The sequence below is a fragment of the Caballeronia sp. HLA56 genome, assembly GCF_054655155.1.
In genome coordinates this window covers 2,366,982-2,385,177 of the sequence record NZ_BAAHOB010000005.1, presented here as the reverse complement: position 1 = coordinate 2,385,177, position 18,196 = coordinate 2,366,982, and the positions used below count along the sequence as shown (strand labels likewise).

Below are 18,196 nucleotides of genomic sequence, written 5' to 3'. Positions count from 1 at the left end.
CATGAAGAACCTCTTGCGTCCCGCGATCGTGCTGCTGTTCGCGCTGACTGTCGTGACCGGCTTGCTTTATCCGGCCATCGTGACGGCGCTCGGACAGGCGGCGTTCTCGCATCGGGCGAACGGCAGCATCATCGAGCGAGATGGGAAAGCGGTCGGTTCGGAACTGATCGGCCAGCAATTCGATGCCCCGCGCTACTTCTGGGGCCGTCTCTCGGCGACCACGCCGAACCCGTATAACGCGAGCGCTTCGAGCGGCTCGAACCTCGGTCCGACGAACCCCGCGCTCGCCGATGAAATCAAGTCGCGGATCACCGCGCTCGACGATCCGGCGTCCGCGCCTGTCGACCTCGTGACGTCGTCGGGCAGCGGGCTCGATCCCGAGATCAGTCCGGCAGCGGCGGCGTATCAGGTCGAACGCGTGGCGAAGGCGCGCGGCCTGCCGCGCGCACGGGTCGAAACGCTCGTCGCGCAGTCAACGTCCGGTAGACAGTTCGGTCTCTTCGGAGAGCCGCGAGTGAATGTGCTTAAATTGAATCTCGCGCTCGACGATGTTCGATGATCGATCACGCTTGAAGCAATCCGCCGCCCACGATGATCCGTCCCACTCCCGATGAACTCCTCGACAAACTGCAACGTGAGGAAGCGCAGCGTCAGCGCGGCCGGCTGAAGATTTTTTTCGGAGCATCGGCGGGTGTGGGCAAGACGTTCGCCATGTTGCAGGCCGCGCGGCGTTTGCGCGAAGAGGGCGTCGACGTGGTCGCGGGCGTCGTCGAAACGCATGGGCGGAAAGAGACGCTTGCGCTGCTCGAAGGAGTCGACGTTCTGCCGCCTGCGCGCATCGAGTATCGCGGGCGGCTTCTCGCCGAATTCGATCTCGACGCCGCGCTCGCCCGCAAGCCGCAACTGATCCTCGTCGACGAACTCGCGCACGCGAACGTGCAAGGTTCGCGGCATCTGAAGCGCTGGCAGGACGTGCAGGAACTGCTCGATGCGGGCATCGACGTATACACCACGGTCAATGTCCAGCACCTCGAAAGTCTCAACGATATCGTCGGGCGTATCACCGGCATTCGCGTATGGGAGACGGTGCCCGACCGCGTGTTCGATCGCGCCGACGAAGTCACGCTCGTCGACCTGCCGCCCGAAGAGTTGCTCGACCGTCTGCGCGACGGCAAGGTCTATCTGCCGCAACAGGCCGAGCATGCGGTGCGCAACTTCTTTCGCAAGGGCAATCTCATCGCGCTGCGCGAACTGGCGTTGCGGCGCACCGCCGATCGCGTGGATGCGCAGATGCGCGAGTATCGTGCCGATCAGTCCATCGAGCGTATCTGGCGCGCGCGCGAACGGCTGATCGCGTGCATCGGTCCGGGCCCGGAAAGCGCGGCGCTGGTGCGTGCGGCGGCGCGGCTCGCGAGTGCGCTGAAGGCGGACTGGCTCGCGGTGTACGTGGAGACGCCGCGCCTGCAACGCCTTCCCGATGACAAGCGTCAACGCACCTTCGACGCCCTCAAGCTCGCCGCCGAACTCGGCGCGGAAACCGTCACGCTGGATGGCGCCGATGCGGCGGCCACGCTCATCGCTTATGCGCGCATGCGCAACGTGTCGAAGCTCGTGGCGGGTGCGTCCTTGCCCGGCGGATGGCGCCGCCTCTTCGATACGCCGATGACCGAGCGCATCGTGCGGCAGGCGGCGGATATCGACGTGACGCTCGTGTCCACCGGTCCACGCGACGAACCGCGCACGAACTACGCAATGTCGTTCACCGCGCATTCGCCGCCGCATGCGTACCTTCTTGCGCTCGTCATCGGTGCGGCCATTACGGTCGTCGCAAACTTCCTGGAAGCGCGCCATTTCGCGATCACCAATCTCGTGATGCTGTATCTGCTGGGCGTGATCTTCGCGGCGGTACGGCTCGGACGCGGGCCGGGCGTCATGCTCTCGTTTCTCTCCGTCGCCGCGTTCGATTACTTCTTCGTGCCGCCGACGCTGTCGTTCTCCGTGACGGACACGCAGTATCTGCTGACCTTCATCGTGATGCTGCTGACTTCGCTCACCATCAGCCATCTCACGTCGAGTTTGCGGCGCGAGGCGCGCATTGCATCGCAACGGGAACGGCGCACGAGCGCCATGTACGCGATGACCAAGGAGCTTGCGGCCGCGTTGATGACCGAACAGATCATCGAGATCGGCACGCGCCATGTCGCGGAGATTTTCCAGGCGAAGGTCGCGATTCTGCTGCCCGATGCCGCCGAACAAGTGCGCCAGAAAGTGGGCGAGCCGAATCCCGACACAGCGCTTGATGCCGCGCGTCTGGATATCGATATCGCGCAATGGGTCTACGATCAGCAAAAGCCGGCGGGACATGGCGCGGAAACGCTGCCGGCCGCTGCGGCGCTCTACTTGCCGCTCAAGGCGCCGATGCGCACGCGCGGCGTGCTCGCGCTCGTCACGGGACGCGAGGCCGAATTCGCCGTGCCGGAGCAGCGGCGCATGATCGAAACCTTCGCGGCGCAAATCGCGCTGGCGCTGGAGCGCGTGCACTACGTGGAGATCGCGCAGGACGCGCTCGTCAACATGGAATCGGAGCGCATGCGCAATGCCTTGCTGGCCGCGATATCGCACGATCTGCGCACGCCGCTGACATCGATCGTCGGCTTTGCGTCGTTGCTGGAGGGCGGGGCGTCGGAAGCGTCGTCGCGCGAACTGATCCATGCGATCCACGAGGAAGCGTTGCGCATGAGCGGGCTCGTGACGAACCTGCTCGACATGGCGCGTTTGCAGGCGGGCGCGGTGCGGCTGAACCGTCAATGGTCGATGCTCGAGGAGACCGTCGGCGCGGCCCTCAACGTCATGCGCAGGACGCTCGCCGGCCGTCCGGTGCAGGTGCGCGTTCCCGCCGATCTGCCGCTTCTCATGCTCGATGCCGTGCTGATGGAGCGGCTCTTCGCGAACCTTCTGGAGAACGCGGCGAAGTACACGCCTGCGGGTTCCGCCATACGCATAAGCGCGGCGGCCGAGCGGGATGGCGATGGCCGCGTCGTGCGCGTGTGTATCGACGACGACGGTCCGGGCGTGCCTGCCGGTAGCGAAGGGCGCTTGTTCGAGAAGTTCACGCGTGGGGAGAAGGAGTCGGCGAAACCGGGCATCGGGCTTGGGCTTGCGATCTGCCGGGCGATTGTCGAGGCGCATGGCGGGCGCATCGGCGCGGAGAATCGTGCCGATGGCGGCGCGCGGTTCTGGTTCACGTTGCCGGTGGAGGAGGCGATGCCTAGGGACATGCCGCAGGACGAGGAGGCTGAAGCGCCGCAGCGGGATGGCGATATGGCGGGTTGAGCGGTGGGATGGCTCGAGCCGGAAATCTCGCATGTCGGGCGCGGTCTTTCGATTAACGAATACCTTGCGGCTCCGTAGACGAACCGGACGGGTTCTCACGATATCGGACGCGCAGACGACGAGCGGTGCTGCCCGGCTCAATAGGGTCGTCGCCATTCACGAATGCCATGAATCAGCGGGCACATTCGGCTTTCTGTAGGCCTCGGCCGTCTGGCGGCGTGCCGAAGCCCGCGCCTCCATGCGATCATGCCATTCGCCGCCACGCTCAAAAAACGCCATGACCGATCCTCAACCGACGCTCGAAGGACCGCGCGTTCAGCTTCGCCCGCTGCAACGCGATGACGCCCAAGCCTTGCTCGATGCCGCCGCCGACGGCGAGCTCTGGAATCTCGCGGTCACCGTCGTGCCGAACGCCGACACCATCGCCCGCTATATCGATGCCGCGCTCGCCGGTCGCGATGCCGGCACCGTCATGCCATTCGTGATCGTGCGCCGCGATACGGGCAAGGTTGCCGGCAGCACGCGCTTCTGGAAAGTCGATCGCGCGAACCGCAAGCAGGAGATCGGTCATACGTGGCTCGCGGCATCGGCGCAACGCACGGGCATCAACACCGAAGCCAAGCTGCTCCTGCTTACGCACGCGTTTGAAACCATGCAGTGCGTGCGCGTGCAGTTCACCACCGACGAACTCAATGCGAAGTCGCGCGCGGCGATACTCGGCATCGGCGCGAAACAGGAAGGAATCGTGCGGCACGAGCGCATCATGCCCGATGGCCGCAAGCGCAACTCGGTGCGCTTTTCGATCATCGACGACGAATGGCCCGGCGTCAAAGCGACGTTGCTTGCCAAGCTCGAAGGCCAGGCGTAGCGGGGTCTTTCTCCGCGCGTGCATGAAGGCGACGAAGCGGTGCGTGAGCGCGTCGTCGCGTGCGCTTTGCCATGCACGGCGATGCGCCTTTTCGCTAGTACGCCGCTCTGCCGCGCGAGACGAGCACGCGCTTGTAACGCGCGTCATCCGGCAAGGTCGGCACGTCGTCTTAACGTGGCATCTGTCCTCCAAACGCCGCAACATCGCAACGCACAGCCCACTAGCGCGTTTTGCGCGTCATCCAAACAAGCCCGCACGGCTTTTCTGTCCCGCTACAATCGGACGAACAGCCTTACAGCGGAGGGTTCTTACATGGATCTCATCATTCGCCGCGCGGCGCTCGTGCGCGGTCGCGAATTGGTCGACATCGGCATGGAAGCGGGGCGCATCGTCGCCATCGAGCCGCATTTGAGCGCCACCGCGCGCGAGGAAATCGACGCCGACGGTTCGCTCGTCACCGCGCCTTTCGTCGATGCCCACTTTCACATGGACGCGACGCTCTCCTACGGCTTGCCGCGCGTGAACGCGTCCGGCACCCTGCTGGAAGGCATCGCGCTGTGGGGCGAACTCAAGCCCGAACTCACGCAGGAAGCGCTCGTCGAACGCGCGATGCAATATTGCGACTGGGCGGTCGGGCGCGGCTTGCTCGCCATTCGCACGCACGTCGATGTCTGCGATCCGCGTCTGCTCGCGGTCGAAGCCTTGCTCGAAGTCAAGCGGCGTGTGAAGCCGTATCTCGATTTGCAACTCGTCGCGTTTCCGCAAGACGGCGTGCTGCGCAGCGCCGGCGCGTTCGAAAATCTCAAGCGCTCGATTGCGCTCGGCGTCGATGTGGTCGGCGGCATTCCGCACTTCGAACGCACCATGGCCGACGGTGCGGCGTCCGTGAAACTGCTGTGCGAATACGCGGCGGAGCAGGGTTTGCGTGTCGACATGCACTGCGACGAATCGGACGATCCCATGTCGCGTCACATCGAAACGCTCGCCGCCGAAACGCACCGGCTCGGTCTGCAAGGCCGCGTGACCGGCTCGCATCTTACGTCCATGCATTCGATGGACAACTACTACGTGAGCAAGCTCATCCCGCTGATTCGCGAGTCGGGCGTCGCGGCGATTGCCAATCCGCTCATCAACATCACGTTGCAAGGCAGATCGGATACGTATCCGAAGCGGCGCGGCATGACGCGCGTGCCCGAGCTGATGGCGGCAGGCGTCGATGTTGCCTTCGGACACGACTGCGTGATGGACCCGTGGTACAGCCTGGGCTCCGGTGACATGCTTGAAGTGGCGCACATGGGATTGCACGTCGCGCAGATGACGAGCCAGGATGGCATGCGCGCCGCGTTCGATGCGGTGACGACGACGCCTGCGCGCATTCTGGGCATCGAAGGTTACGGGCTGGAAGTGGGATGCAACGCGGATTGCGTCGTGCTCGACGCACGCGATCCGATCGAAGCCATTCGCCTGCGCGCGGCGCGCGTGGCCGTGGTGAGGCGAGGAAAGGTCGTGAGCCGAAGTCCCGCCGTGCGCGCAACGCTTGCGCTGGAGGGACGGCCGCCAAGCGTCGACTTCAAACTCTGGCGCTAGGCGGACAAGAAAGCGGTAAAAACGAAGGGGGCCGAAGCCCCCTTTTCGATTTATCCCTCCATGCCGTTATGCCTCAACAGCGCGTCGATGTTCGGCTCGCGTCCGCGAAACGCCTTGAACGAATCCATCGCGGGACGGCTGCCGCCGACTTCGAGAATCTCCCGGCGATACCGCGTTCCCGTCTGTGCATCCAGCACCGAACCGTTCGCGAGCTTCGCGGCTTCCTCGAACGCGGCGTAGGCATCGGCGGAAAGCACTTCGGCCCACTTGTAGCTGTAGTAGCCGGCCGCATAACCGCCCGCGAAGATATGGCTGAACGTGTTCGGCCAGCGCGAAAACGAGGTTTGCGGAATCACGTGGAACTTCTCGTTGATCTCGCGTGCCAGGTCGTTGACGTTCTGCGTGCTGTCCGCCGGATCGTAAGACGTGTGCAGGACGAGATCGAACATGGAGAACACGATCTGCCGCAAGGTGCCGAGACCGCTCTGGAAATTCTTGGCCGCCAGCATCTTGTCGAAGAGTTCGCGCGGCAGCGGTGCGCCCGTTTCGACGTGCGACGACATGTCGGTCAGCACGTCCCACTCCCAACAAAAGTTCTCCATGAACTGCGACGGCAATTCGACCGCATCCCACTCGACGCCGTTAATGCCCGACACGCCCATTTCCTCGATACGCGTCAGCATGTGATGCAGACCGTGGCCGAATTCATGGAACAGCGTGATGACTTCGTCGTGGGTGAAGCACGCAGGCTTGTTGCCGACGGGCGCCGAGAAATTGCAGGTGAGATAGGCGACCGGCGTCTGCACGCCGCCTTGCGCGCGCTTGTGGCGTGAGCGGGCGTCGTCCATCCATGCGCCGCCGCGCTTGCCTTCGCGCGCGTACAGGTCGAGGTAGAACTGCGCGACGAGCGTGCCGTCCTGGTTTTCCACACGGAAGAAGCGCACGTCCTTGTTCCAGACGGCGGCTTCGTCGCGGCGAATCGAGACGTTGAAGAGCGTTTCGGTGACCTTGAACAACCCCTTGAGCACGGCTTCCTGCGGGAAGTACTGCTTCACTTCGTTCTCGGAGAACGAATAGCGCTTCTGACGCAGACGCTCCGCCGCGAACGCGATGTCCCACGGTTGCAGTTCGGGCATGCCGAGTTCGGTGGCGGCGAACGCGCGCAGTTCCATCCAGTCGTTTTCGGCATAGGGACGCGCGCGCTTTGCGAGGTCTTCCAGGAACGCGATCACTTGCGCGGGCGACTCGGCCATCTTCGGTGCAAGCGACACTTCCGCGAAGTTCTGGTAGCCGAGCGTGCGCGCTTCTTCGAGACGCAGCGCCAGGTTCTCCACGATGTTCTGCGTGTTGTCCCACTCGGCCCGGCCCTTGCCGTAGGTCTCGCCGAGTTCCGACGCACGCGTGACATACGCGCGATACATCGCCTCACGCATCGGCCGATGCTCCGAATACTGCAGCACCGGGAAATACGACGGGAAGTGCAGCGTGAACTTCCAGCCTTCCTTGCCTTCGCGCTGGGCGGCTTCGTGTGCCGCTTCGATCACGTCGTCGGGCAGGCCTGCAAGTTCGCTTTGCTGCGTGACGTAATAGGCATATGCGTTGGTCGAATCGAGCACGTGATCCGAAAACGCCTTCGAGAGCGCGGCCTGTTCTTCCTGCAACTGGGCGAAGCGCGGCTTGCGGTCCTCGGAAAGCTCCGCGCCGGACAGACGGAAGTCGCGCAGCGAGTTCTCGAGAATCTTCTTGCGTTCGGCGGAAAGGCTCTCGAAGTCGGGGCCGGCCGCAATCGCCTTGTACTTTTCGTAGAGGGCGAGATTCTGACCGACGCTCGCCGAGAACTCGGTCACGCGCGGCAGATTCGCGGCGTGAGCGGCACGCAGTTCGGGCGTGTCCGCCACCGCGTTCAGATGGCCGACGACACCCCACGCGCGCGACAGCTTTTCCGATTCGAGTTCAACTGCCTCCACGATATCCGTCCAGGTGGCGGGCGTCTCGGGCGCGCTCGCGCGATCGACGGCGCCTTTCGCGGCGGCGAGCAGCACGTCGAGCGCGGGCGTCACATGTTCGGGCTTGATGTCCCCAAAACGCGGCAGGTCGGAAAAATCGAGCAGCGGATTGGCTGCGGCGTTCGTGGTGGCTTGGATGGTATCGCTCATGACTCTCCCTTACTTGCTATTACATGCTGATTCGGGTGCGGGCGCGAGGCGCCCAAACCTTCGTTCGTTTGCTCTATTCGAGCATTATTTAAGGGCGGCGTGGGCAAAATCCAATGGTTTGTTTTTAAGGGGCCGATTAATGGATGAAATTCTTTTCGTACCAGATCCGGCCGCTTGGTCGCTTGGTCGCTTGACCGCTCAGTCGAGCGCCGTGCGTTCGGCCGCTTCGACGGTGTTGACAAGCAACATGGTGATGGTCATCGGTCCGACGCCGCCCGGCACCGGCGTGATGAAGCCGGCCACTTCCTTCACGTTCGCGAAATCCACGTCGCCGCAGAGCTTGCCGGCATCGTCGCGATTCATGCCGACGTCGATCACCGTCGCGCCCGGCTTTACCATGTCGGCGGTCAGGATATTGCGGTGGCCCGTGGCGGCCACGACGACATCGGCGTTGCGCGTGAAGCTGGCGATATCGCGCGTCTTGCTGTGGCAGATGGTGACGGTCGCGCCCGCTTCGAGGAGCAGGAGCGCCATGGGCTTGCCGACGATATTCGAGCGGCCGATCACCACCGCGTTCGCGCCCTTCAGGTCGATGCCGTGCGCCTCGAACATCTTCATCACGCCATAGGGCGTGCACGGACGAAAGAGCGGCTTGCCCGTCAGGAGCGCGCCCGCGTTGGCGACATGGAAGCCGTCGACGTCCTTTTGCGGCGCGATCGCTTCGATCACCTTATGGCTGTCGATATGCGCGGGCAGCGGCAATTGCACGAGAATGCCGTGGATCGCGGGATCGGCGTTCAGCTTGTCGATGTGCGCGAGCAATTCGTTCTCGGCGAGCGTCGCGGGAAAGCGGTCGAACACCGAATGCAGGCCGTTGTCGTGGCACGCCTTGACCTTGTTGCGCACGTAGACCTCGCTTGCCGGATTGTCGCCCACCAGCACGACCGCGAGGCCGGGTTTTTGGCCGCGAACGGTGAGGGCGGCGGCGCGCCGGGCGACATCGGCGCGAAGAGTCTTGGAGAGGGCGTTGCCGTCGATAAGTTGGGCAGTCATGGCGAATCGGATTCGGATCGAGGATGGGCGAGAGAGATGTCCGGGCGTCGGACTCGCAGCGCCCGGCGCGATGATGCCGCGTTTGTTCGCGGGCATCGCCGGGTGTCTTCGCACCCTGGGGAAGGGCGAAATTATACCGCCGAGGGCTTCGTGGCGTTCTGGGCGGTGCGCGTCGCCGCTCCGATTCGGCGACGCGCGCATCGTTCAGGCCGGCCTTCTCACTGGGCGACCGGCTGCCACGACGAATCCGGATCGAACGACTTGATCGCCGCCGCCGTGCGCGGCGTCGCTGCGCCCAGATTCTTCTCGTACACCTGCCCGTCCTGATTGACGATGAACGACATCACGCCCGTCTGCCCATACTTTGCCGGCCACGCGATCATGGCGAAACCCCGGCTCAGGTTTCCGTCCTGCAGGTAGTTCATCGCGCCGCCTTTCGCATGCGGCCCCTGCGCCGTGAGAATGCGGTAGTGGTAACCGTAGTAGGCATCGGCCGTGTCGGTCTTGTCGGGCATGGTGGCGGCGAGCGGGCCGAGCGGGCTTTCGGGTTCACCGGGCGCGGCGTCCCAGTAAAGGCCGTCGTGCGTGCCGTGCGTGCTCAGAAAGCGCAGCGCGTAGTGGTTCGTGAGCTTCCGAAAGTCGTTTTGAGCATCGACGAAAGCGAGCGCGACCTGGATCACCGAACGCTCGTTGCGGCCAATGCGCCGCGTCAGCACTTCATCGCGCGCGGCGGGCATGTCGAAGCGCCAGCCCTGGGCCGCCTTCACGAGCGGGATCGGCAGCGTCCAGCCGCTGTCGCCCACTTCCACGTGCGCGCTGCGACGGCCGCCGAGCGGCTTGGCATCTTCGACGATGCGATGCCCCTTGGCCCACGAGCCAAGGTACTGATAGATATCCTGCTCGCCGATGCTGTCGGTCGGCACATACTGCGCGTGGTCCTTGCCGAGCACCTTGGAAAGCGCGATTTCGTCGTTGGAGGCGATGGCATCGGTGAGCGCCTCCGCAGCGGCTTCTGGCGACGGGTAAATGGCCTGCGCGTGCGCGAGCATGGGCACCGACAACGACATGAAAGCGAGTGCGGCGCAGAAGGCGCGTGAAAGTGCGAGTGCTTGGTTAAACGTCATCTCAGGCTCCTGTAGCGGATGGGGACATGGGCGCGACACGATCAACGGCGATGAAAACCTCCGCCGCCGCCAAGTCCGCCACCGCCGTGAAAACCTCCGCCGCCGAAGCCGCCTTCGCGCTGCACGCCGCCGCCGCCCGCACCAAGGCCTGGGCGCTGCACGCCGCCGCCGTTGCCGCCCACGCGATTCTGCTGACTCGCGAACGACTGCCTGCTCGCTTGCCCGCGCTGAGCGTCCTGCCGGGCCGTGTTGCCGTCGCCCGCGCCGCGCAGCGCGTTATCGCGATTCACGCTCTGCGCACGCTGCCGCACGTCGTTGTTGTCGAGCGCGTTCTGACCGCCGCCTTGCCGAATGTTCTGCACGCGCTGACTCGCATTCTGGTTGAGGTTCTGGCCGGTGCGCTGCTGCAGCGTCTGCGCGGCCTGCGCGCGGGCGTCGTTACGGCCGCGATACTGATCGCGGTTGGCCGTGCCGAGATTCTGATTGTTGAAGTTGTTTTGCCGGTTCGCGACGTTGTTCCGGTTGAACTGCGGGTCGTTGCGGTTCCAGTTCACGTTATTGCTGTTCGCGTTCAGGCGATTGTTCACGTTGATGTTGTTGTACCGATTGACGTTCACGTTCACATTGCCGTGGTTCCAGTCGCAATTGCCCCACAACGAATTCGCAACCGCGATGCCCGCGCCGAACGCGAGCCCCGTCGCGAATCCGGTGGCGATCGCATAGCCGGGCGGCGGCGGCACATACACCGGCGGATACGCGGGATACGGCCACGCGCCGTATACGACCGTCGGGTTGTAGGTCGGCACATAGACCACCTGCGGATTGGCAGGCTGAATCTGAATAGTCTGCTGCTCGACCACGATCTTCTGCTGCTCCGTGCTCTTGAGATTGCCCGCTGTCTGCGCGGCGCGGCGCAAGCGCTGCACGGAGTCCATCACGTCGCTCGGCTGCGCAATGAACGCGTTGCCAAGTTGCGTCATCCAGTCGGGCTTGGATGCCATCGTCGCGAGCGCCTGCGGGAAAGCAACGAGCGATTGCACGCTCGGGTCCCACGGCTCGGACTGCACGGCCTTGACGGCATCGTCGCCCTTGATGTTCGAGTTGGTCTTCGACCATTGCGCGGCCTCGGTGACCTCTTGCGGGTACGTCGACGCCATCAGCACTTGCGCGAGCAGCGCATCGGGATAAAGCGCGACGGGCGCGGTGAGCGCGTCGAGTTGCTGATTGCCGAGCTTGGGTGCCGTACTGGCCGCGCCTTGAGTCTGCGCAAGCACGGACGAGCAATGCAGCGCGGCGAGCGGCATGGCGGCAAGCGCCGCGCACAGCGTGAGCATGCGGACTTGCCGCGCGGGCCGGGTCAAACGGGTGCGATGAGCGGTCAATTTAAGTTCCTCCGTTGCACGGTATTCGATGCTTCGGGCGCGACCTTGGCGCCCGACAGACACGCACACGCCGCCGCATGACGCGACATGCGCGCGAGAGATGAGCGTGAACCAGCGGGATGGATTGGCTGTACGAAAAGTAAGAGCGAAGCCGATGAAAGGCAATGGCGCGAAGCAAGCACCGAGGCAATCACGCTGCTTTTGGCAGCACTCAATTCAAACGTTTGCCCGCGTGCCGAAGCACCGTTTGAAAAGGCGACGAATGCGTTGTCGTGCATGACCTCGTTCCCGTAAGGAGGGTGCGGTCAAGTTACGGGCCGCCCTTGTAATGTGTCAACGTGATCCACGAAATATCACGTTTTGCATGCGCGGACAACGAAGGAATGCCGAGAGAAGGGCGCGTGAATTGAAGCGCAAATACGCATACGGCCAGCATCGAATGCCGGCCGTATGGTTGAAGGTTGCCTTTAGGCAATGAACTACGGTTATTGCTGCTGCGGCTTGTTTGAAAGCGCGAGACGCAGAAGGTCGGCAACGGTATTCACGGAAAGCTTCTCCATGATGTTCGCGCGATGCGCTTCCACCGTCTTGATGCTGATGCCGAGATCGTCGGCGATCTGCTTGTTCAGCCGCCCGGCGATGATCCGCTCCAGCACCTGATGCTCGCGCGCCGTGAGCTTGCCAAGCCGCTCGGCGGCCGCGCGTTGCTGCTGCACGCTGCTGCTTTCGTTGCGCGCTTTTTCGAGCATGCGCTCGACGAGTTTGCGCAGTTCGGCTTCGTCGAAAGGTTTCTCGATGAAATCCATCGCGCCTTTCTTCATCGTCGAGACGGCCATCGGCACATCGCCGTGACCGGTCACGAAGATGATCGGCAGAAGCGAATTCTCGGCGATCAGCTTTTCCTGCAACTCGAGGCCGGTCATGCCGGCCATGCGCACATCGAGAATCAGGCACGAAATGGCGCCCGAATGCGCGATCGGCAGATAGACGTCGAGGAACGATTCCGCGCTCGAAAAACACTGCACGCGATACCCGTTCGCCTCGAGCAGCCAGCGCAACGAATCACGCACGGCTTCGTCATCGTCCACGACAAAGACGGTTTCCTGAGTGGTGACTGGACTGCTCATAGTTCTCCCGTAACTGTTTGTTGTCTCGTATGTTCGCTTTGCGACCCGGCGTTGCCGCCCGAGTCCGTGCCCGACCCATCCACTTCGCCGATCGGCAGGCTGCAATGGAAAGTCGCGCCGGTCACGTGTCCGTCCGATTCGACATTGTTCACGACCCAAAGGCGGCCGCGATGCGATTCGATGATCGAACGGCAAATGTTCAGCCCCATGCCCATGCCATCGGACTTGGTGCTGTAAAACGGTTCGAAGAGACGCTCGGCGGTGGCTTCATCCACACCCGGGCCCTGATCGACTACGCTGATGCACACCACGCCGCCGTCGAGCCGCTGCACGATCACGCGGATGACGGGATCGACGGCATTCGGTTTTGCATCATGCATTGCTTCGGCTGCGTTTTTCAACAGATTCACGAGCACTTGTTCGATCAGCACGGGATCGACATAGATCACCGGCATGCGCGAGCGGATTTCCGTGACGATGCGAATCTTGCGTTTACGCGCCTCGATTTCGGCGAGACCGACTGCATCCGCGACGATATCGGCCACGCGCGTCGCCTGCCGCTTCGGCTCGCTGCGCTTCACGAACTCGCGAATGCGCTTGATGATCATGCCTGCGCGCACCGCCTGCTGCGCGGTTTTTTCGAGCGCGGGCAAGAGCGATTCCTGTGTCATGCGCCCGGATTTCACCAAGGCGACGCAGCCCGAACAATAGTTGTTGATGGCCGCGAGCGGCTGATTCAGCTCATGCGCGAGCGACGACGCCATTTCACCCATCGTCATCAAACGGCTCGTGAACTGCAGCTTCTCTTCCTGCTGATGCGCGAGTTCCTGCGCCTGCTTGCGCTGCGTGATGTCGGTCGCGATCTGCATCTGCGCGAGATGGCCGTCCACCCACTGAATGTACTGGCGGCGCACTTCGAACCACTTCTGGATGCCTTCCACATAGACTTCCTGCGCGTCGGCCGAGCTTTCGGTCAGCGCGGTGGCAGGCAGTCCGGCGTAGGTATCGACCATGTCGATGGTGTCCGACGAACTCAGCTCCGAGGAACCCGAAGCGCTATCGAAACCGGCGCCCGCAAGCTGCAAGTGCCCGTCCGGACGAATGCCGAAGAGATGCCGGTAATAGCGGTTCGCGAACAGCAGTTCGGCTTCGTCGGCGGCGAGAACGGAGACGGCGGCATCGAGACTTTCGAGCACCGTGGTGAAGCGTTCGTGGGCGGCGGCGAGCTCTTCGCGCGCGCGCTTGGGTTCGGTGATGTCCGTCATCGACGACATCCAGCCGGTCTGGCGGCCCGAACTGTCGATCAAAGGCGACACGTAAAGACGCGCGTGGAAGAACGAACCGTCCTTACGGCGCACGCGCAACTCGAAACCGGAAGAGGGCGCCTTGCCGCGCAGCGTCATGTCGAGTTGGCGCTGCATCTCGGGATAGGCATCGCGCGGCCAGTATGGAAACGGCGCGTTCTTGCCGACGAGATCGCTTTCGTCCCAACCCGTCATGCGGCAGAACGCGGGATTCACGTGCGTGATGCGGCCGTGCATGTCGAGCACGCGCATGCCGATCAAGACGGAGTTTTCCATCGCGCGGCGGAAGAACGCTTCGGCGTAAAGCGCCTGTTGCGCCTCGAAGCGCTGACGCGTGTGCTTCCAGAGACTCCACAAGCTCCAGAGCACGAAGCACGACAGGCCGGCGACGAGCCACACCAGCGTGTTGTTCGTGAAGTTCGTGAGCTGCGGATACGAATACACGCGCACCGACAACCCCTGGCCGGGCGGATCGAGCGGCAGATCGTAAAACATGTCGCGCGGCAGGCGTGGACGGCTCGATGTCGTCGCGAGTTCGCGATTGTTCAGATCGGTGATGGAGATCTTGTACTTCGCCGACAGCTCGCTCGGAATGTCGTGCTTCAAAATGCCTTCGATGGAAAACACCGCCGCGATGGACCCGAGGAATTCGCGGTCGCGAAACACCGGCGTTTGCAAGGTGATGTAGCCGTTGCCGAGGTCGTCGTAGAGTAAGGGCGAATAAACCTGGCGACGCGTCGTGCGCGCTTCCTCGAAGGCGGCCTGCACCGCTTCGTCCATCTGCGTGTCGTTGGGTTTGGCGAGCCGCGACCCGAGTACCGGCAGCGGCGTATTGGGCCAGCGCGGTTTGTGCTGGCTCGTGTACCAGTTCATGTAGAGGATCTCGGGATGCCCCTGCATGATGTCGGTGGAAGACGTCTGGAATGTCTGAGGGTCGCCATGACCGCTTGCGATGTCTCGCGATAACGCCTGGATCTGCTCTTGCGCACCCGTCATCGAAAGACGAATCTGTTGCTGGGCCCAGGCGACGTTCCGATATAGCGTGTCTTCCTGCTGCTGCTGCTCGCGGCGGTTGAGACTCCAGAGAATCAGGCTCATGACGACCAGAAAAACGAGGATCGAGATGAGCGGCGTGAGTAAATAGGAGTTCGACCACCACGGTCCGTGGTGCCAGCGGGTGGGCGACGAGTCGGTCGGCTTGCGCGCGACCCGCGCCGAGCGTGCGAGAAGCCGATCGGTCAACATGGAAGCGATTGTAACGCAGCGTCTGATTGTTAATTAGCGTAAAAAGGTGCTAGAGACGGCTCAATTGCGGGAAAAGGAGGAGAAAAGTCTGATTAAAAAAGCCTTATCGGACGGTGCATTGCAGCAATTTTCCGCATTATGAGATCATCTCTCATGATTCGAAAAATTCCTTGCTACAAAGTCTGGACCCTATTTAGAATTGCCGGCACGCGGCCAGTGCCCGGTTTTCGGCGGGCGACTGTCGGCGGTTCTTAGAGCGATCCTCACATCAGGAGACGAGCATGTCCGCTGTACCCGACGAAGTTCTCAAATATGTCGCCAATGCCAAAGACGACGATCCTCAGGAAACCGCCGAGTGGCTCGACGCACTCGACGGCGTCATTTCGGCAGTCGGTCCTGATCGCGCGCACTACCTGATCGAAAAGCAGATCGAATTCGCCCGTGTGCATGGCGAGCATCTGCCGTTTTCGGCGAATACGCCCTATATCAATACGATTCCCGTCGCCGGGCAGGCCAAGATTCCGGGCGACCAGGACATCGAGCACCGCATTCGTTCGTACACGCGCTGGAACGCCATCGCCATGGTGTTGCGCGCGGGCAAGGACACCAATGTCGGCGGTCACATCGCTTCGTTTGCTTCGGCGGCGACGCTCTACGACGTCGGCTTCAATCACTTCTGGCACGCACCGTCGAAGGAACATGGCGGCGATCTCGTGTTCGTGCAGGGTCACTCGTCGCCGGGCGTCTACTCGCGCGCGTTCCTGCTCGGCCGTCTGACCGAGGCGCAGCTCAACAACTTCCGTCAGGAAGTGGGCGGCGAGGGGATCTCCTCGTATCCGCATCCGTGGCTGATGCCGGACTTCTGGCAATTCCCGACGGTGTCCATGGGCCTCGGCCCGATCATGGCCATCTATCAGGCGCGTTTCATGAAGTACATGGAAGCGCGCGGTATCGTGAAGACGCAGGGCCGCAAAGTCTGGGCGTTCCTCGGCGACGGCGAAACGGACGAGCCGGAATCGCTCGGCGCAATCGGCATGGCCGGGCGCGAACGTCTGGACAACCTCGTGTTCGTCATCAACTGCAACTTGCAGCGTCTGGACGGTCCGGTGCGCGGCAACGGCAAGATCATCCAGGAACTCGAAAGCGAATTCCGTGGCGCGGGCTGGAACGTCGTCAAGGTGATCTGGGGCAGCCGCTGGGACGCGCTCTTCGCACGCGACAAGACCGGCGCGCTCATGCGCCGCATGATGGAAGTGGTCGACGGCGAGTACCAGACCTACAAGTCGGAATCGGGCGCGTTCGTGCGCGAGCACTTCTTCAACACGCCGGAACTGAAGGCGCTGGTGGCCGACTGGTCCGATGAAGACATCTGGAACCTGAACCGCGGCGGCCACGATCCGCACAAGATCTACGCAGCTTACGATCAGGCGCAGAAGTCGAAGGGCTCGCCTACCGTGATCCTCGCCAAGACCATCAAGGGTTATGGCATGGGCGAACACGGCCAGGCCATGAACATCACGCACCAGCAGAAAAAGCTGCCGATCGACACGCTGAAGAAATTCCGCGACCAGTTCCGTCTGCCGTTGACCGACGAACAGATTGCCGACGTGCCGTATCTCACCTTCGAGGAAGGCTCGAAGGAACTGGAATACATGCGCGCCCGCCGTCAGGAACTGGGTGGCTATCTGCCGTCGCGCCGCGAGAAGGCGGAGTCGCTGCCGGTGCCGGAACTGTCGGCATTCGAGCCGCTGCTCAAGGGCACGGGCGAAGGCCGCGAAATCTCCACGACGATGGCGTTCGTGCGAGTGCTCAACATCCTCTTGAAGGACAAGGCCATCGGCAAGCGTATCGTGCCGATCGTGCCGGACGAGTCGCGTACTTTCGGCATGGAAGGCCTCTTCCGCCAGATCGGCATCTGGAATCAAGACGGCCAGAAGTACATTCCCGAAGACTCCGACCAGCTGATGTTCTACAAGGAATCGGAAACCGGGCAGATTCTGCAGGAAGGCATCAACGAAGCCGGTGGCATGTGTGACTGGATCGCGGCCGCGACGTCGTATTCGACGCACGGCGAGATCATGATCCCGTTCTACATCTTCTACTCGATGTTCGGCTTCCAGCGCATCGGCGACCTGGCCTGGGCGGCGGGCGACATGCGTTCGCGCGGCTTCCTGCTGGGCGGCACCGCTGGGCGCACGACGCTCAACGGCGAAGGCCTGCAGCACGAAGACGGCCACTCGCTGCTGTGGGCAGCATCGATCCCGAACTGTGTGAGCTACGACCCGACCTTCGGTTACGAACTCGCGGTCATCATGCAGGACGGCCTGCGCCGCATGGTCGCCGACCAGGAAGATGTGTATTACTACATCACCGTGATGAACGAGAATTACGAGCATCCGGCGATTCCGCAAGGTGAATCGGTTGCCGCGGACATCATCAAGGGCATGTACGCGTTCAGGAAGGCCGAAGGCGCGGCAAAGGGTCCGCGCGTCCAGTTGATGGGCGCGGGCACGATCTTCAACGAAGTGATCGCCGCCGCCGACTTGCTCAAGAACGACTGGGGCGTGGCCGCCGACCTGTGGAGCGTGCCGAGCTTCACGGAACTGGCTCGCGAAGGTCAGGCAATCGACCGCTGGAACCTGCTGCATCCGGCCGACGAAACGCAAGTGCCGCATGTCACCAAGCTGCTCAAGGGCGCGCAAGGTCCGGTGATCGCGTCGACGGATTACATCCGCGCGCTCGTCGACCAGATTCGCGCCTATGTCCCGAACAAGTTCGTGGTGCTCGGCACCGACGGCTACGGCCGCTCGGACACGCGCGAAGCACTGCGCCACTTCTTCGAAGTCGACCGCTACTGGGTCACGCTGGCCGCGCTCAACGCGCTCGCCGACGAAGGCACGATCGAGCGCAAGGTCGTCGCTGAGGCGATCAAGAAGTACAACCTCGACCCGGCTAAACCCAACCCGATGACCGTCTAAAGGCATCGCCCCCGTGCGTTGTGATGCGGCGCGCTCCCG

Annotated in this window: 12 protein-coding genes; 5 read left to right on the top strand and 7 right to left on the bottom strand. The window is 63.0% G+C overall.

The window, feature by feature from the left end; all coding sequences use genetic code 11:
- Position 1: 1 nt before the first annotated feature.
- From kdpC to ACYQ47_RS30700, 4 genes are all read left to right on the top strand, one after another.
- The gene (kdpC, locus tag ACYQ47_RS30715; RefSeq protein WP_459908515.1) at positions 2 to 559 is read left to right on the top strand and encodes a potassium-transporting ATPase subunit KdpC; all 558 of its coding nucleotides are present in this window, start codon (positions 2 to 4) and stop codon (positions 557 to 559) included.
- Between the two features lie 32 nt (positions 560 to 591).
- Entirely contained in the window at positions 592 to 3,333 is a 2,742-nt protein-coding gene (locus tag ACYQ47_RS30710) for a DUF4118 domain-containing protein (RefSeq protein WP_459908513.1), read from the top strand.
- A gap of 277 nt (positions 3,334 to 3,610) precedes the next feature.
- A complete protein-coding gene (locus ACYQ47_RS30705) occupies positions 3,611 to 4,201 on the top strand; it encodes a GNAT family N-acetyltransferase (protein ID WP_250492143.1) in 591 nt (196 codons plus the stop codon).
- Positions 4,202 to 4,513: 312 nt separating this feature from the next.
- Positions 4,514 to 5,788, top strand: coding sequence for an amidohydrolase family protein (locus ACYQ47_RS30700; protein ID WP_244827594.1), 1,275 nt, complete (start codon positions 4,514 to 4,516; stop codon positions 5,786 to 5,788).
- Positions 5,789 to 5,838: 50 nt separating this feature from the next.
- On the opposite strand, the gene ACYQ47_RS30695 is transcribed toward ACYQ47_RS30700, so the two are convergent.
- From ACYQ47_RS30695 to fixL, 7 genes are all read right to left on the bottom strand, one after another.
- Complete coding sequence (locus ACYQ47_RS30695) at positions 5,839 to 7,944, bottom strand: M3 family metallopeptidase (RefSeq protein WP_459908510.1); 2,106 nt, start codon at positions 7,942 to 7,944, stop codon at positions 5,839 to 5,841.
- 198 nt (positions 7,945 to 8,142) lie between these two features.
- Complete coding sequence (gene folD / locus ACYQ47_RS30690) at positions 8,143 to 8,997, bottom strand: bifunctional methylenetetrahydrofolate dehydrogenase/methenyltetrahydrofolate cyclohydrolase FolD (protein ID WP_459908508.1); 855 nt, start codon at positions 8,995 to 8,997, stop codon at positions 8,143 to 8,145.
- 218 nt (positions 8,998 to 9,215) lie between these two features.
- A complete protein-coding gene (locus ACYQ47_RS30685; RefSeq protein WP_459908506.1) occupies positions 9,216 to 10,121 on the bottom strand; it encodes a DUF2950 domain-containing protein in 906 nt (301 codons plus the stop codon).
- A 41-nt stretch (positions 10,122 to 10,162) separates the two neighbouring features.
- Entirely contained in the window at positions 10,163 to 11,425 is a 1,263-nt protein-coding gene (locus ACYQ47_RS30680; protein ID WP_309964052.1) for a DUF3300 domain-containing protein, read from the bottom strand.
- 74 nt (positions 11,426 to 11,499) lie between these two features.
- Entirely contained in the window at positions 11,500 to 11,781 is a 282-nt protein-coding gene (locus ACYQ47_RS30675) for a hypothetical protein (protein WP_459908504.1), read from the bottom strand.
- Between the two features lie 207 nt (positions 11,782 to 11,988).
- Positions 11,989 to 12,630, bottom strand: a complete 642-nt coding sequence (fixJ, locus tag ACYQ47_RS30670) for an oxygen response regulator transcription factor FixJ (protein WP_244827597.1) — start codon at positions 12,628 to 12,630, stop codon at positions 11,989 to 11,991.
- On the bottom strand, positions 12,627 to 15,179 hold the full coding sequence (fixL, locus tag ACYQ47_RS30665) for an oxygen sensor histidine kinase FixL (RefSeq protein ID WP_459908502.1): 2,553 nt from the start codon (positions 15,177 to 15,179) through the stop codon (positions 12,627 to 12,629). Before fixL ends, fixJ begins: the two co-directional genes overlap by 4 nt.
- 281 nt (positions 15,180 to 15,460) lie before the next feature.
- Between fixL and aceE the strand changes: the two genes are divergently transcribed.
- Positions 15,461 to 18,157: a pyruvate dehydrogenase (acetyl-transferring), homodimeric type gene (gene aceE, locus ACYQ47_RS30660; RefSeq protein ID WP_459908500.1), complete on the top strand. Its 2,697-nt coding sequence runs from the start codon at positions 15,461 to 15,463 to the stop codon at positions 18,155 to 18,157.
- The last annotated feature ends 39 nt before the right edge of the window (positions 18,158 to 18,196 follow it).

What these genes read in the sequence shown, in the direction of transcription:
- ACYQ47_RS30695 (WP_459908510.1), bottom strand. Translation starts at nt 7,944, where the DNA reads ATGAGCGATACCATCCAAGCCACCACGAACGCCGCAGCCAATCCGCTG.
- ACYQ47_RS30685 (WP_459908506.1), bottom strand. Translation starts at nt 10,121, where the DNA reads ATGACGTTTAACCAAGCACTCGCACTTTCACGCGCCTTCTGCGCCGCA.
- ACYQ47_RS30675 (WP_459908504.1), bottom strand. Translation starts at nt 11,781, where the DNA reads ATGCACGACAACGCATTCGTCGCCTTTTCAAACGGTGCTTCGGCACGC.
- fixJ (WP_244827597.1), bottom strand. Translation starts at nt 12,630, where the DNA reads ATGAGCAGTCCAGTCACCACTCAGGAAACCGTCTTTGTCGTGGACGAT.
- fixL (WP_459908502.1), bottom strand. Translation starts at nt 15,179, where the DNA reads ATGTTGACCGATCGGCTTCTCGCACGCTCGGCGCGGGTCGCGCGCAAG.
- kdpC (WP_459908515.1), top strand. Translation starts at nt 2, where the DNA reads ATGAAGAACCTCTTGCGTCCCGCGATCGTGCTGCTGTTCGCGCTGACT.
- ACYQ47_RS30710 (WP_459908513.1), top strand. Translation starts at nt 592, where the DNA reads ATGATCCGTCCCACTCCCGATGAACTCCTCGACAAACTGCAACGTGAG.
- aceE (WP_459908500.1), top strand. Translation starts at nt 15,461, where the DNA reads ATGTCCGCTGTACCCGACGAAGTTCTCAAATATGTCGCCAATGCCAAA.
- ACYQ47_RS30680 (WP_309964052.1), bottom strand. Translation starts at nt 11,425, where the DNA reads ATGCCGCTCGCCGCGCTGCATTGCTCGTCCGTGCTTGCGCAGACTCAA.
- ACYQ47_RS30700 (WP_244827594.1), top strand. Translation starts at nt 4,514, where the DNA reads ATGGATCTCATCATTCGCCGCGCGGCGCTCGTGCGCGGTCGCGAATTG.
- folD (WP_459908508.1), bottom strand. Translation starts at nt 8,997, where the DNA reads ATGACTGCCCAACTTATCGACGGCAACGCCCTCTCCAAGACTCTTCGC.
- ACYQ47_RS30705 (WP_250492143.1), top strand. Translation starts at nt 3,611, where the DNA reads ATGACCGATCCTCAACCGACGCTCGAAGGACCGCGCGTTCAGCTTCGC.